Source organism: Halobacillus sp. Cin3, assembly GCF_947311855.1.
Lineage (GTDB): Bacteria > Bacillota > Bacilli > Bacillales > Halobacillaceae > Halobacillus > Halobacillus kuroshimensis.
In genome coordinates this window covers 838,891-853,299 of record NZ_CAMZMV010000001.1, presented here as the reverse complement: position 1 = coordinate 853,299, position 14,409 = coordinate 838,891, and the positions used below count along the sequence as shown (strand labels likewise).

Here is a 14,409-nt window from a genome sequence, read left to right as displayed (position 1 = left end):
GATACTGTGGAAAAGATAGCGGTTTTAGGCGCGGGAAGCTGGGGGACGGCCCTGGCTCTCGTTCTCGCTGATAATGGTCATGATGTCCATTTATGGGCACATCGGAAGAGTCTGGCTGAGGAGATCAGCCGCACACATACAAACGAAAAATACCTGGAAGGTGTGGCGCTTCCTGAACAGCTCCAGGCCACACATGAAATGGCTGAAGCCGTTCGAGGGGCCGGCCATATTCTATTGGCTGTTCCGACGAAAGCTATGCGGGAGGTCTGTGCCCAGTTAAAGGATCTTCTACAGGATAAAGTCATCCTTACTCACGCAGCTAAAGGGATTGAACCCGGAACTTACAAACGGGTATCTGAAATCATAGCTGAAGAAATTCCGAAAGAAAGTTATGAGGATATTGTTGTATTGTCAGGTCCGAGTCATGCGGAGGAAGTCAGCCGCCGGCAGCCGACGACTGTAACGGTATCGGCTTCCGATCTAACCGTGGCAGAAAAAGTACAGGATATCTATATCAACCAGAATTTCCGTGTATACACCTCCCCGGATCTTGTCGGTGTGGAGCTTGGTGGAGCCTTGAAGAACATCATTGCTTTAGGAGCGGGTATTTCCGATGGTCTCGGGTATGGAGATAATGCTAAAGCGGCGCTTATCACAAGAGGCCTTGCTGAAATCGCCCGTCTTGGTACATCCATGGGAGCGAATCCCCTGACGTTTTCAGGCTTGACTGGAATCGGTGACCTGATCGTTACATGTACAAGTTCCCATAGTAGAAATTGGCGTGCCGGATACAAGCTTGGTCAGGGGAACGGGCTTGAACAGGTGCTTGAGGATATGGGGATGGTTGTTGAAGGGGTTCGTACAGCTAAAGCAGCCTATCAACTCGCCTCCGATCAGAATGTCGACATGCCCATCACCACAGGAATCTACCAAATTTTGTTTGAGGACAAAAGTCCGCGTGATGTCGTTGATCAATTGATGACACGGATCCGCAGGCATGAAATGGAGGATTTGACAAATATCCTTGACCAGCAGTTGAATGACTGACACATGATGACCTCTGTGCATATACTACACAGAACCTAATGCACGAGGAGGTCAATTGTTCATGAGTGATTTTCAAAAGAGTATTTTTGATCACCTGAAGAAAAAAGCAAACATCGATGCTCAGGATGTATTCAAGGTCGCTGATAAGGTCCAGCACGCAGATTTTTCGGACGAAAAAACGGTGCGGGGGCTGGTCCGGCAGTTGTCAGCGGTCGCAGGCAAAAACATATCGAAGCAGAAGGAAGACAAAATCGTCGAAGCAGTCATTAGTCAGAATATGCCTCTGGATATGAATACGTTAGGTAAATTTTTGAAATAATTGCGAACTGGTGGGCGCCTGAGGAGGCGGTCTTTCCATCGTATGCATAAGATATCACGCAGCAATCATTACACATGAGCTGGTCAGGGAATTGTTTAGTCACCCGGGGTGGGAACACCCCGGTTTTTTTATGTATCCGTTTACGAAGGGGATATGGTATAATGTCAAAAGTCGAATGTACATCAAAGGAGGGCCATTTATGTCTGAATCCATGCTGAATATGTACATATCCTTTGCTGGAATCATCTCCTTATTCCTTGCTATTGGTCTCATCTATTTAAGCAGATTTAAATTAAAGGGCATTTTTTCAGCCGTTACCGCCGTGTTTGCCTACTTGTTTATGATTGTGGGCGGCTTGATTATTTTTTACATTGTACTCAGCGGCCCAACCGCTTAACGAAGGAGGAAACAGCATGAAGATTTTTCACTACTCAGGGCTGCTCATTCTTCTTTTCCTGTTAACCGGGTGCTTATATCCTCAAGAAAGACTTCAGAAAAATCAGGTTCCCAACGATCAGCAGCTGAATATGGTACAGGACGCTGTCGATACTTATCAGGAAAGAACAAACGGGCTTCTTCCTATTAAGACGAAAGATCAGGATACACCGCTTTTTCAAAAATATCCTATTGAGTTCAGCAAGCTGAAGGAAATGAACATTCTTGGAGAGCTTCCGGGGACATCTTTTGAAAACGGGGGCCATTACCAGTACGTCATTATTCATCCGGAAACGGACCCTACGGTGAAAGTGCTGGACCTGCGGACAACAGAAGAAGTCAGGTCACTCCAGGTGAAGGTCAAATTCTATACGGATAACAACCGCTATCCTCCTTTAGGAGATTTCGTGTCCCAAGGGGTGTACGAGCTGGATTATGAGAAGATCGGTATGGATGAACCACCAATGATTGACAGTCCATATTCTGATCAGCGTCTTCCGGTTTACCTGGATGAACAGGGGCAGGTCTATATCGATTACCGGAAAGATCTCTACGCATATCTTCGATCAGAGGACCATGCGTATGAGGCTGGAGAGGACATTCGTTTTCTTCTGACGGATTATACCCCGATCGTGCCTGCCTATTCAACGGCCTATACGGTGGAAGAGGGAGAGCCGGTATTTTTTACCGCCCCGTCCTCTTCCTGATTGAACCGTTCCCCCTGTGGGAGCGGTTTTTTCGTATGTCCACCTCTTTCATGTTCCTTTCCCTGGCTGATGTGCTTGTGCCGCTTGATTATAGATTTCTGGCATATTCACCTGGGACAACGTCATAGAATCAGAGTGTCTAGGCTTGTATGGTGGTGAAATTACATTTGGGAGGGGATCCTTTGGAAAAGGTTGATATCTTCAGTGATATTTCCAAACGGACAAATGGAGATATTTATTTAGGTGTTGTCGGTGCTGTACGCACGGGTAAGTCAACATTTATAAAGAAATTTATGGAGCTTGTTGTACTGCCCAACATGGATGAGGAATCTGACAGGGAACGTGCTTTGGATGAACTGCCACAGAGTGCAGCAGGAAAAACGATTATGACCACCGAGCCTAAATTCGTCCCTAACCAAGCGGCTAATATTACAATAGATGACCATCTGGATATCAGGGTCCGAATGGTGGACTGTGTGGGTTACGCTGTTAACGGGGCTGTCGGCTATGAAGATGAACACGGGCCGAGGATGATTCACACTCCATGGTATGAGGAGGCCATCCCATTTCATGAAGCAGCTGAAATAGGGACGCAGAAAGTGATTCAGGAGCACTCCACGATTGGAATTGTTGTTACGACAGACGGGACGATAGGCGAAATACCGAGGCAGGACTATGTGGAGGCCGAGGAGAAAATTGTTGAGGAACTGAGGGAGGTTGGAAAACCTTTTATTATGATCATCAATTCCGCCCAGCCTCATCATCCGAACACCGAACACCTCCGGGAGTCCCTTGCGGAGAAATATGATATCCCGTGCCTGGCTCTTTCTGTGGAGAGTATGAGAGAACAAGATGTTCAGAGTGTCCTTCGGGAAGCGCTGTTTGAATTTCCGGTTCTTGAGGTGAATGTGAACCTGCCGAGCTGGGTTATGGTGCTTGATTCCAGGCACTGGTTGAGATCGAACCTGCAGGCGGCGATCGAGGATACTGTAAAAGACATCAAACGTCTCCGTGATGTCGACCACGTTGTAGGCAGTTTCGATCAGTATGAGTATATAACAGGGGCACATATTTCAGGCATGGATCTTGGTGAAGGAATCGCTGAAATTGACCTGCAGGCGCCGGAGCACTTATATGATCATGTCCTGAAGGAAATCGTTGGTGAAGAAATCCGGGGCAGGGATCACCTGTTGGAAATCATGCAGGATTTCTCCTATGCAAAACGTGAATATGATCAAGTGGCTGATGCCCTGCAAATGGTAAAGCAGACCGGTTATGGGATTGCAGCTCCTTCTCTTGAGGATATGAAGCTCGATGAGCCGGAAATCATCAGACAGGGATCCAGGTTTGGCGTGCGTCTCAAGGCGGTAGCCCCTTCCATTCATATGGTTAAAGTAGATGTGCAGTCTGAATTTTCACCGATTATCGGAACAGAGAAACAGAGTGAAGAGCTCGTCCGATATTTAATGCAGGACTTTGAAGATGATCCGCTTTCCATTTGGAATTCCGATATTTTCGGACGTTCCCTGAGTTCTATTGTAAGAGAAGGCATCCAGGCCAAGCTGGCATTAATGCCTGAAAATGCCCGCTACAAGCTTCAGGAAACACTGGAACGGATTATCAATGAAGGTTCAGGCGGCATGATCGCAATCATTCTGTAACGGCTCTTATTAAGAGCCGTTTTTATTTTTTATCATGGCCTTTGGTCTTCATCCTGTTGGTTTTGTTAAAAAAGCAGCAGGAAGAACTGCGGCAAATGTTCAAAAGAGATACATAAGAATAGCATTCCGGATGGCTGCTCAAGGAACCTGGAGGCGCTCTCAAATGGGGGCGTAATGTGAAAACCGCGTCTTTTCAGGCTTTCTGGACGAAGGATTTGAAAATTTTTTTACTGAAAAACTTTGAAATAAAGGATTTTTTCACAACAACGTCGTATTAACCTATGAGAAGATGTTCATACTGGTAGAAACGTTGTCATGGCAGGCTTTGCGGGTTTTTTTGCAATTGTTGGACATTTCCGCGTCTGAATGGAAAGTGAACCACAATTCAGCTTTGAAATCGCATTGTAACGCGATTTTTAAAGGATTGTCTATTGAATTTCATGAAAAACTCGTTTATTATAAGGCTTGTCATCAAATGATGACCGTTAAATAAACATTTATAGCGGTGTGAACACCGCTTGAATGAGTTTAACCTTCTCGGGAGGAGGTGAATGTCATGAACAAAACAGATCTAATCAATGCGGTATCTGAAAAAGCAGATCTTTCTAAAAAAGATGCGACTCAAGCTGTAGATTCTGTATTCGAATCTATCATGGATTCACTTAAAGATGGTGACAAAGTCCAGCTGATCGGATTCGGTAACTTTGAAGTTCGTGAGCGTGCGGCACGTAAAGGCCGTAACCCACAAACTGGTGAAGAGATTGAAATCTCTGCAAGCAAAGTACCAGCGTTCAAACCTGGTAAAGCCCTTAAAGATGCGGTTAAATAATCAGCTACATAGGGCTTGGGAAAAGGGTGCACACTGCACCCTTTTCCTTTTTTTCATAGTAAAAAGCCGGATATGCGTCCATACTGTACTTGAATCGCGCTCTGAAGCCCATTCAACAGGGTGGATATTTTGACAAAGGCGGCTCATTAAGACATAGTTAAGATAAAGAAGGAGGGCTCCTGCGATGTCTGCATCCAACAACGATTTTTTTGTAATTAAAGCACTGGAAGATGGTGTGAATGTCATTGGTCTTACAAGAGGGACGGACACAAGATTCCACCATTCAGAAAAGCTGGACCGTAATGAAGTGATGATTGCTCAGTTTACAGAGCATACATCTGCTGTGAAGGTACGCGGAAAAGCGGTTATTCAGACGAGCCACGGGGAAATGACCAACGACACAGAGTGATGGTTATCCTCTGTTGTCCGATACATACAGGGACTGGCGAAATATGCTATAATAGGAATGTTTATTAGTGTTCGGGAAGGGACCGGGTGATCATGTTGAATTCTTCAGATAACGATATTAAGCAGCTCAAAAGTAAAATCGCAGCCAAGGTCCGCCATCCTTATTTGGTTCGTTTTATACCTGAGCCGCACATCGATGACGACAAACTTGTTATCTTATCTTCCATTATGAACCATACAACACTGCCGGTGGAGAAGAAAGAGCAGTATATTATTACGACCATGCTCGTACAAATTGCTCTGGACACCCATGATCTGGTTACCTTGACTGATGACGAGGATGATAAAGAAACAGTAAGGCACCGCCAGCTCACGGTTCTGGCTGGTGATTATTTCAGCGGGCTCTACTATTATTTATTATCCCAGTTGAATGATATTCCAATGATTCATACCCTTGCGGGAGCCATCAAGGAAATCAATGAGCTCAAGATGGAACTCTACTATAAGGATGTGGAGTCTTTTCAGGAATTTCTGGATGGTGTGAAGAAAATTGAATCGCTGCTCATACAAAGAGTAGGTGCGTATGTTCAAAAAACAGCCATCAATGACATGGCAGGGGAATGGCTGCTGGCTAAGAAATTGATGGAGGAAAAACGCAGTTATCAGGAAGGGAACGTATCGCCGTTGATCGAAGCCCTTGTGAAAAGGCCCGGCCTTTTCGGGAATCACGGACAGGTGATCGGAAGCCTCGAACAGATGGTGCAGAGTCATGTGAACCATCTTGAGGCAGCGGTAGCTCAGCTGCCCATTCATTTCAACTGGCTGAAATCCTACGTCCATGCAGCTATTCATCATCAATTTAATCATAGACAGATCGCGGAAGAAGGGTAAGTATTTATGGATCCACAGACGAAAGAAGAACGGGTACACCATGTGTTTGAGAAAATATACGAACGTTATGATAGTATGAATTCCATTATTTCTTTCCAACAGCACAGGCTTTGGCGCAGGGACGTCATGAAGCGCATGAATGTCCAGCCGGGCGATACGGCCCTTGACGTCTGTTGCGGGACAGGGGACTGGACAATGGCTTTGGCAGAATCTGTCAGCAGCAATGGGAAAGTCACCGGCCTGGATTTCAGTGAGAACATGCTCTCTGTCGGTATAAAGAAAAAGCTGGCCGGTCGAGTGCGCCAGGTTGAGTTTCAGCATGGAAATGCGATGGCTCTTCCATTTGAGGATGATCAATTCGATTTTGTAACCATTGGATTTGGTTTAAGGAACGTGCCTGACTACCAGCAGGTGCTGCGGGAAATGTACCGGGTGGTCAAGCCCGGCGGTAAAGTCGTCTGTTTGGAAACCTCCCAGCCGACAAATCCGTTTTTTAAACGGATGTATTACTTCTATTTCGGAAATATCATGCCGCTTTTCGGCAGGGTGTTCGCAAAGAGTTATCAGGAGTACAGCTGGCTTCATGAATCAGCCAAGGACTTTCCAGGCAAGAAAGAATTAAAAATGATGTTTGAGGAAGCCGGCCTTTCCAACGTCATTGTCAAATCCTATACAGGCGGCGTAGCAGCTATGCATATGGGTGAAAAGCTTTAACCGAGGATGAACTAGAATGAAATTAGCCATGATCTACTCTTTTCTAAAAAATGACCTGGCTGTGATTGAAGATGCAGTCAATGATACCATTCAGTCCAACAATACGGTTTTAAGAGATGCGTCCAGTCAGCTTCTCCAGGCAGGCGGCAAGAGAATCCGCCCTGTCTTCGTTCTTCTCGGGGGCAAATTCGGCGATTATGATATTGAACGAATGAAAGCCGTTGCTGTTTCTTTAGAGCTGATACATACAGCCTCTCTCGTCCATGATGATGTCATAGATGAAGCGGAGCTGAGAAGAGGGGAACCAACCATTAAAGCAAGGTGGGATAACCGCATTGCGATGTATACAGGGGATTACATATTTGCGCGCTCTCTGGAAACGCTGTCGGTACTTGAAAACCCGAAGGCCCATCAGATTCTCGCTGGAACGATGGTAGAATTGTGCCTTGGTGAAATTGAACAGATTAAGGACAAATACAATGTCCACCAAAATTTCCGCACTTACTTACGACGGATCAAAAGGAAAACGGCTCTGCTTATTGCGGCCAGCTGCCGTCTCGGAGCCATTGCAGCGAATGTTGATGAAGAGAGAGAAAAAGCTCTTTACCGATATGGCTACAATGTAGGAATGTCTTATCAGATCATCGATGATGTGCTGGACTTTACAGCTTCTGAAGAGGAGCTGGGTAAGCCGGCAGGCAGTGACCTTCTGCAGGGAAATGTTACACTGCCGGTGCTTCTTTCTATGGAAGACCCACTCTTCAAAAAGCAGCTTCAGGAAGCTTTCACAGGGACAGAAGAAGAAACGACAGAAAAACTGAAACCTCTAATCCGGACCATCCAGTCAAATGGTTCGATTGAACGATCCCTTGAAATCAGCGACCTGTATCTTCAGAAAGCCTATCAGTCATTACATGAGCTTCCAGCAGGACGTGCCAAACAGACTTTGAAAGGGATTGCCAAGTATATTGGAAAAAGAAGGGCATGATTCTATTGCCTTTCCTTTCATTGTTTGATAGACTTTTTTATGGCACTTATTAAAAGCGCTTTCAGACTATACATAAGATGAGGTGTTTGTCATGGAAAAGACTTTTTTAATGGTAAAACCCGACGGTGTACAGCGTAATTTGATTGGAGAAATCACAGGCAGATTCGAGCGGAAAGGTTTCAAGCTGGCCGGCGCCAAGCTGATGTCTATTCCTGAGGAATTGGCACAAGAGCATTATGGCGAGCATAAAGAGAAGCCTTTCTTTGGCGAATTGGTCGAATTCATCACTTCCGGTCCTGTATTTGCAATGGTATGGGAAGGTGAGGATGTCATAGCGGCCGCACGACAGATGATGGGGGCTACAAAGCCTTCAGACGCTGCTCCTGGGACGATCCGCGGGGACTTTGGTATGATCGTTGGGAAGAATGTCATCCATGGCTCCGATTCAAAAGAAAGTGCAGAAAGAGAAATTTCCTTGTTCTTCAACGAAGGAGAACTGGTCGATTATCAAAAAGACAGCCTTGCCTGGGTCTATGAATGAACGATAAAACCGCCTGCGGGCGGTTTTTTTGTTTCTACCTCTCTATATTTACAATAAGCAGGCGGTAGCGTAATGTTAAAGGTAGATTATAGAAGCAGGGGGAACGGGGATGACAGATGATTACATAAGCTTTATGGAAAATATTTTTGCAAAGACAGGCATTGATCTTTCTCTCTATAAAGAGACGCAGATGAAACGGAGACTTACCTCACTGCGTGACAAAAGAGGGTACCGCAGTTTTTCCAGCTATTTTCAAGCTATGGAGGGAGACCGGGAGCTTTTGGAAGAGTTGATGAACAAGGTCACCATCAACGTCTCTGAATTTTACCGGAATCGGCAGCGTTTTGATGTTCTGGAAAAGAAAGTGATCCCTCATTTATTGAAAAAGAATAAACGTCTACGCGTATGGAGTGCCGCTTGTTCTACGGGGGAGGAGCCTTATACTCTGGCGATGATCCTATCGCGTTTTTTTCCTCGGGAACAGTTGGAAATTATCGCTACAGACATAGACCCTCAAGCTCTGGCACGTGCGAAAGAAGGCGTGTATCACGAGCGGTCACTCAAAGAAGTTCCTGATGAAATTAAGCAGGCGCACTTTACTAAAGAGGGTTCATTTTACCGTGTTCATGAAGATATCAGGAGCCGTGTTGTGTTTAAGGAACACAATCTGCTGGCCGATGCTTTCCCTTCCAGGTGCGACCTGATCGTCTGCCGCAATGTCATGATTTATTTTACGGAAGAGGCCAAAAAAGAATTATACTTTAAATTCAACCAGGCTTTGGAGACGGATGGAATTTTCTTTGTAGGCAGTACGGAGCAGATTTTTTCGCCGGAACACTATCATTTCAAGGTTTTCGACACCTTTTTTTACCAGAAAGTAAATAGAACATCTGCAGCCCTGGATGTAAAAGCGTTTTCATAAAAGATTAATAAAAAAATTGAATTTTTCGATGTTACAAACGGGATTCCTTATGATATAGTAGTATCTAAAATTTATCCCCCGTTATATCCGGGGGTACCTATACAGGAGGTACAATATTCATGCGCTACTTAACCGCTGGTGAATCACACGGAAAACAACTGACAACAATACTGGAAGGCATCCCCTCTCATCTTCCACTGTTGAGGGAACAGATCAATGAATCACTCATACGCCGCCAGGGTGGCTACGGTCGTGGAAAACGGATGCAGATTGAAAAAGATCTCGTAGAAATTACAAGTGGTGTAAGACATGGATATACGTTAGGGTCACCCATTACGCTTGTTGTACATAATGATGACTTTAAGCATTGGACAGATATTATGGGAGAAGATCCACTTCCAGAAGGCACAGATAAAATCCGACGGACTGTAACGAAGCCCCGTCCGGGTCACGCCGATCTTAATGGCGGAATGAAATATGGTCACCGTGATATGCGGAATGTGCTGGAGCGTTCTTCAGCAAGGGAAACAGCTGCAAGGGTAGGAGCAGGAGCGGTCGCGAAAGTCCTCCTGAAAGAACTTGGCATTGAAGTTGCCGGCTATGTAAGAGAAATTGCAGGCATCGTCAGTGATGTAGATGAAAATCTTACTCTGAGTGAACGCCGTGAAATTTCCGAAGCGTCTCCTGTCCGTACATTTGACGAACAGGCGGCTGAAAAAATGATGAAAGCCATTGATGATGCGAAGAAGGATGGAGATTCCATCGGAGGCGTCACTGAGGTATACGTAGAAGGGATGCCTGCAGGGCTTGGCTCTTATGTTCAGTACGACCGGAAGCTTGATGCTAAAATTGCCCAGGCCGTAATGAGTATCAATGCCTACAAAGGGGTGGAATTTGGAATTGGTTTTGAAGCAGCAAGAAAACCAGGAAGCCAGGTCCATGATGAGATCCTTTGGAGTGAAGAGGAAGGTTACACACGCAGGACGAACCGTCTTGGCGGGTTTGAAGGCGGGATGACTACTGGGATGCCGATTGTGGTCAAAGGCGTTATGAAGCCGATTCCGACGTTATACAAGCCTCTGCAGAGTGTTGATATCGAATCGAAAGAGCCATTTAATGCAAGTATCGAGCGTTCAGATTCGTGTGCAGTACCGGCAGCGTCTGTTGTAATGGAACATATCGTTGCTTTTGAACTGGCCAAAGCGATTACAGAAGAATTTCCATCCGATTATTTCCCACGTCTTAAGCGGGCGGTGGATGATTACAGAAAAGAAATCAGGGATTTTTGATGAAGACATTACAGATCAAGGCAACTACACATGAATATGAGGTTGTCCTCGGAGAAGGGATCCGTCATAGGATTGCTGACATGCTGGAAAAAGATTATCAGTCCATCCTGATCATCACCGATGATCAGGTATCGGATTATTACCTCGAAGATGTGAGGCAGTCGTTTACCGGTGGACAACACGTCCATACGGCTGTGGTCCCAAGTGGGGAAGCATCGAAAAGTATGGAATGTTATGAGCAGCTCCTGGATGCCTGCACGACTCATCAGCTGGACCGCCGCTCATTGATCATCGCCCTTGGCGGCGGTATGATTGGTGACCTCGCGGGCTTTACCGCTTCAACGTACTTAAGAGGTATCGATTATATCCAAGTTCCGACTACGATTCTGGCTCATGACAGCAGTGTCGGCGGGAAAGTAGCCATCAATCATCCGAGAGGTAAAAATCTTATCGGCAGCTTTTTCAACCCTCAGAAAGTTGTTTATGACCTTGAAACCATCGCTACACTTTCCCGGAAGGAAATCCGCTCAGGTTATGGAGAAGTCATTAAACACGCTTTCCTAAGTGATGTAAACTGGCTTGAAAGCCTTCTTGATGTGTCGCTGGATACCTTGACAAGCAGGCAGCTGGAGGAAGATTTATATAGAGGCATTCAAGTGAAGGCCTCTATCGTGGAAAAAGACGAAAAGGAAGCGGATATCCGCCAGTACTTGAATCTCGGACACACACTCGCCCACGCCATTGAATCAGAGCTCGGTTATGGCAGAGTGACACATGGAGAAGCTGTAGCCCTCGGGCTTTTGTATGCTTTGAAATTAAGCAGCAGGAAAAGCGACGAAGATTTACGAGTAAATGATTATGTAAACTGGTTGAGAGAAAATGAATATCCCCTTGATCTACTGAGAGGCCTTGATGCTGAAAAGCTGGTGGATCGTATGAAGTGGGATAAGAAAACGATCGGCAGGCAGATTAACTTTGTTCTGCTGGATGGCGTAGGACATCCCTATGTCCAGGCCATGGATGACAGTCTCCTGTTAAATGAATTAAAATGTGTCATAGAAGAGGTGGGGAACGGATGATGATCAGAGGAATCAGAGGAGCTACGACCGTCGAAAACAATGAACAGGATGAAATCGTCAACCGTTCATTAGAAATGATGCAGGCGATCATTACGGCTAATCAGCTGGATGCGGATGATGTCGTGTCCGTTTATTTTACCGTTACCGAAGACTTAACAGATACCTTTCCAGCGAAAAGCTTGAGGCAGATGGATGGTTGGACGTATGTGCCCGTCATGTGCATGAGAGAAATCCCCGTACCTGGCAGCCTGAAAAAATGCATCCGGGTGATGGTGACGGCCCGGACCGAGATTGAGCAGGCACAGATCCAGCATGTATATCATCATCAGGCCGTTCAACTTCGCCCTGATTTAAAGAGTTGAGAGGAGTTTTTTTCATGAAAGCAAAAGATATTCTTAAGACGATGAAACCTTATAAACCCGGTAAAGGCATTGAAGAGGTGAAAAAAGAGTATGGGCTTGACCGTATTGTCAAATTGGCTTCCAATGAAAACCCATACGGCTTTTCTCCTGTGGTAAAGGAGGAGCTTCCGAAGCTCGTTTCCAAACTGGAAATTTATCCGGACGGCTATGCAGCGGGTGTCAGGACTAAGGTTTCCAGTTTTCTTGGCGTGGACGAGAATCAGATCATTTTTGGAAATGGATCGGATGAAGTTGTCCAAATCATCTGCCGCACATTCCTTGAGCCTGGTGCCAATACGGTTATGGCTTCTCCAACGTTCCCCCAGTACCGTCACAATGCCTTGATAGAAGGTGCAGAAGTAAGGGAAGTTCCGTTGAAGGACGGCCATCATGATCTCGAGGAAATGATTCGTCAAATTGATGAAGACACGCGTGTTTTCTGGATCTGTACTCCGAATAACCCAACAGGGGTTCATATCAATGAAGAAACGATAAAAGACGTGCTGGCCAGAGTGCCTGAACATGTGCTGGTCGTGCTTGATGAAGCCTACTACGAATACCTGGAAGCGGAAGATTCTTTTGATGCGGTCTCCGCATTAAATCAATACCCGAACTTAATGGTTCTCCGTACCTTTTCAAAAGCTTATGGTCTTGCCGGCCTGCGTATCGGTTTTGGGTTGGCCGCTGCGGATGTCATCCAGGTACTGGAACCAGCAAGAGAACCGTTCAATACCTCTACAGTCGCCCAGGCTGCTGCTATACTTGCTCTGGACGATCAGGAATTTATAACGACAACGGTGGAAGCCACCCATAAAAATAAACAAGCCTTGATGCGTTTCTGTGATGAAAACGATCTGGGCTATTACGATACACAAGCGAACTTCCTTTTGATCCAGCTTCCTATCAGCGGGGATGAGATGTTTGAATACCTCCTTACTCAAGGGTTTATCGTGCGCTCCGGTGAAGCGCTTGGACTGCCGAATTCCATACGATTGACCATCGGCAGAGAAGATGACATGCTCCAGATTCAACAGGCAATGAAAAAGAAGCTGGAAATGGTTAAGCAGTCATGAAACAGACAGTCCTGATCGTCGGTTTAGGATTAATCGGCGGATCGATTGCTATGAATGTATCAAAAAAAGAAGATGTTTTTGTCATCGGTATGGACGGAGACGAAGCAGCTTTGAATATGGCGCTGAAACAGGGCGTCATTGACCAGGCATCGTTTAACTTTTCTAAAGCAGTTGTGGAGGCGGATGTATGTATCCTGGCTACGCCTATTTCAGTCACCATTGATTTTCTCCATCAGCTGGAGAACGTGGAGCTGACTAAACCGCTGCTTGTTACGGATGTGTCATCTGTCAAAAATCAGGTTTTAAAAGCAGCGGACCGCCTGACACATCCTCTGCTTTCCTTTGTGGGCGGCCATCCAATGGCCGGCTCACACAAGCAGGGCTATACAGCGGCGAAACCTCATCTGTTTGAAAATGCGATATACGTTCTCACGCCCGCCCTTAATAGTACAAAGGCAGAAGCGGACAGGCTTAAGGATTTACTATCCGAAACAAACGCCCGTTTCCTGACGTTTTCGACAAGTGAACATGATGAAATGACTGCGGTCATTTCCCACTTCCCACATTTGATTGCTTCCTCTCTCGTCCATCAGGCGAAGGTTTGGCAGGAAACCCACCCATACATTGAACACCTGGCTGCCGGCGGTTTTAAGGATATCACCCGGATCGCTTCCAGCAACCCGAAGCTCTGGCAGGATATTTTCTTTCAAAACAGGGACCTCCTTATTGCAATGCTGGAAGATTGGATCAATGAAATGGATAAAGTCCGCACCTTTCTTAAGGAGGAGGCGGAAGAGGAAACATATGAATATTTAAAAGAAGCCAAGCTTTACCGTGACGGCCTTCCTGTGAAGGAAAAGGGAGCTATTCCAGCTTTTTATGACATTTATGTAGATATTCATGACCAGCCGGGAGCTATCCATGATGTGATCGGTCTTTTGGCTGCGGAAGGAATCAGCATAAAAAACATTCAAATCCTCGAAATCCGTGAAGGGATTACAGGGGTTCTCCGTGTAAGCTTTGCTACAAGCGAAGAGCAGAAGCTGAGTCATAAAGTCCTGCAGGAGAAAAAATATGAAGTAATGGTGCAGCAGTAAACAAGGGA

The 14,409-nt window shown here is 45.8% G+C and carries 17 protein-coding genes; all 17 read left to right on the top strand.

The annotated features are described in order from the left end of the window. The first annotated feature begins 6 nt into the window (after positions 1–6). Positions 7–1,047: an NAD(P)H-dependent glycerol-3-phosphate dehydrogenase gene (locus QMA39_RS04610; protein ID WP_281658080.1), complete on the top strand. Its 1,041-nt coding sequence runs from the start codon at positions 7–9 to the stop codon at positions 1,045–1,047. 61 nt (positions 1,048–1,108) lie between these two features. Continuing rightward, positions 1,109–1,366, top strand: coding sequence for a stage VI sporulation protein F (locus QMA39_RS04605; RefSeq protein ID WP_027954427.1), 258 nt, complete (start codon positions 1,109–1,111; stop codon positions 1,364–1,366). A gap of 199 nt (positions 1,367–1,565) precedes the next feature. Beyond that, positions 1,566–1,763, top strand: coding sequence for a DUF2768 domain-containing protein (locus QMA39_RS04600; RefSeq protein ID WP_027954426.1), 198 nt, complete (start codon positions 1,566–1,568; stop codon positions 1,761–1,763). Between the two features lie 16 nt (positions 1,764–1,779). Then, complete coding sequence (locus tag QMA39_RS04595; RefSeq protein ID WP_027954425.1) at positions 1,780–2,508, top strand: hypothetical protein; 729 nt, start codon at positions 1,780–1,782, stop codon at positions 2,506–2,508. Between the two features lie 182 nt (positions 2,509–2,690). Then, a complete protein-coding gene (gene spoIVA, locus QMA39_RS04590) occupies positions 2,691–4,169 on the top strand; it encodes a stage IV sporulation protein A (protein ID WP_027954424.1) in 1,479 nt (492 codons plus the stop codon). A 556-nt stretch (positions 4,170–4,725) separates the two neighbouring features. Continuing rightward, complete coding sequence (locus QMA39_RS04585) at positions 4,726–4,998, top strand: HU family DNA-binding protein (protein ID WP_008638574.1); 273 nt, start codon at positions 4,726–4,728, stop codon at positions 4,996–4,998. A 184-nt stretch (positions 4,999–5,182) separates the two neighbouring features. Then, entirely contained in the window at positions 5,183–5,407 is a 225-nt protein-coding gene (gene mtrB / locus QMA39_RS04580; RefSeq protein ID WP_027954422.1) for a trp RNA-binding attenuation protein MtrB, read from the top strand. Positions 5,408–5,499: 92 nt separating this feature from the next. Next, a complete protein-coding gene (locus QMA39_RS04575) occupies positions 5,500–6,297 on the top strand; it encodes a heptaprenyl diphosphate synthase component 1 (RefSeq protein ID WP_242520198.1) in 798 nt (265 codons plus the stop codon). A 6-nt stretch (positions 6,298–6,303) separates the two neighbouring features. Then, the gene (locus QMA39_RS04570; protein ID WP_027954420.1) at positions 6,304–7,011 is read left to right on the top strand and encodes a demethylmenaquinone methyltransferase; all 708 of its coding nucleotides are present in this window, start codon (positions 6,304–6,306) and stop codon (positions 7,009–7,011) included. A 16-nt stretch (positions 7,012–7,027) separates the two neighbouring features. Next, the gene (hepT, locus tag QMA39_RS04565; protein ID WP_281658079.1) at positions 7,028–7,999 is read left to right on the top strand and encodes a heptaprenyl diphosphate synthase component II; all 972 of its coding nucleotides are present in this window, start codon (positions 7,028–7,030) and stop codon (positions 7,997–7,999) included. 91 nt (positions 8,000–8,090) lie between these two features. Next, on the top strand, positions 8,091–8,540 hold the full coding sequence (gene ndk / locus QMA39_RS04560) for a nucleoside-diphosphate kinase (RefSeq protein WP_027954418.1): 450 nt from the start codon (positions 8,091–8,093) through the stop codon (positions 8,538–8,540). Between the two features lie 109 nt (positions 8,541–8,649). After that, complete coding sequence (locus tag QMA39_RS04555) at positions 8,650–9,462, top strand: protein-glutamate O-methyltransferase CheR (RefSeq protein ID WP_281658078.1); 813 nt, start codon at positions 8,650–8,652, stop codon at positions 9,460–9,462. 119 nt (positions 9,463–9,581) lie between these two features. After that, on the top strand, positions 9,582–10,751 hold the full coding sequence (aroC, locus tag QMA39_RS04550) for a chorismate synthase (protein WP_027954416.1): 1,170 nt from the start codon (positions 9,582–9,584) through the stop codon (positions 10,749–10,751). Then, the gene (aroB, locus tag QMA39_RS04545) at positions 10,751–11,830 is read left to right on the top strand and encodes a 3-dehydroquinate synthase (RefSeq protein ID WP_281658077.1); all 1,080 of its coding nucleotides are present in this window, start codon (positions 10,751–10,753) and stop codon (positions 11,828–11,830) included. Before aroC ends, aroB begins: the two co-directional genes overlap by 1 nt. Then, positions 11,827–12,192 (top strand): chorismate mutase, encoded by a 366-nt coding sequence (aroH, locus tag QMA39_RS04540; protein ID WP_340689448.1) that lies wholly within the window; start codon positions 11,827–11,829, stop codon positions 12,190–12,192. The genes aroB and aroH overlap by 4 nt, the downstream gene beginning before the upstream one ends. Before the next feature lie 14 nt (positions 12,193–12,206). Next, positions 12,207–13,304, top strand: coding sequence for a histidinol-phosphate transaminase (gene hisC / locus QMA39_RS04535; RefSeq protein ID WP_206932807.1), 1,098 nt, complete (start codon positions 12,207–12,209; stop codon positions 13,302–13,304). After that, positions 13,301–14,401: a prephenate dehydrogenase gene (locus QMA39_RS04530; RefSeq protein WP_027954412.1), complete on the top strand. Its 1,101-nt coding sequence runs from the start codon at positions 13,301–13,303 to the stop codon at positions 14,399–14,401. The genes hisC and QMA39_RS04530 overlap by 4 nt, the downstream gene beginning before the upstream one ends. Positions 14,402–14,409: the final 8 nt, after the last annotated feature.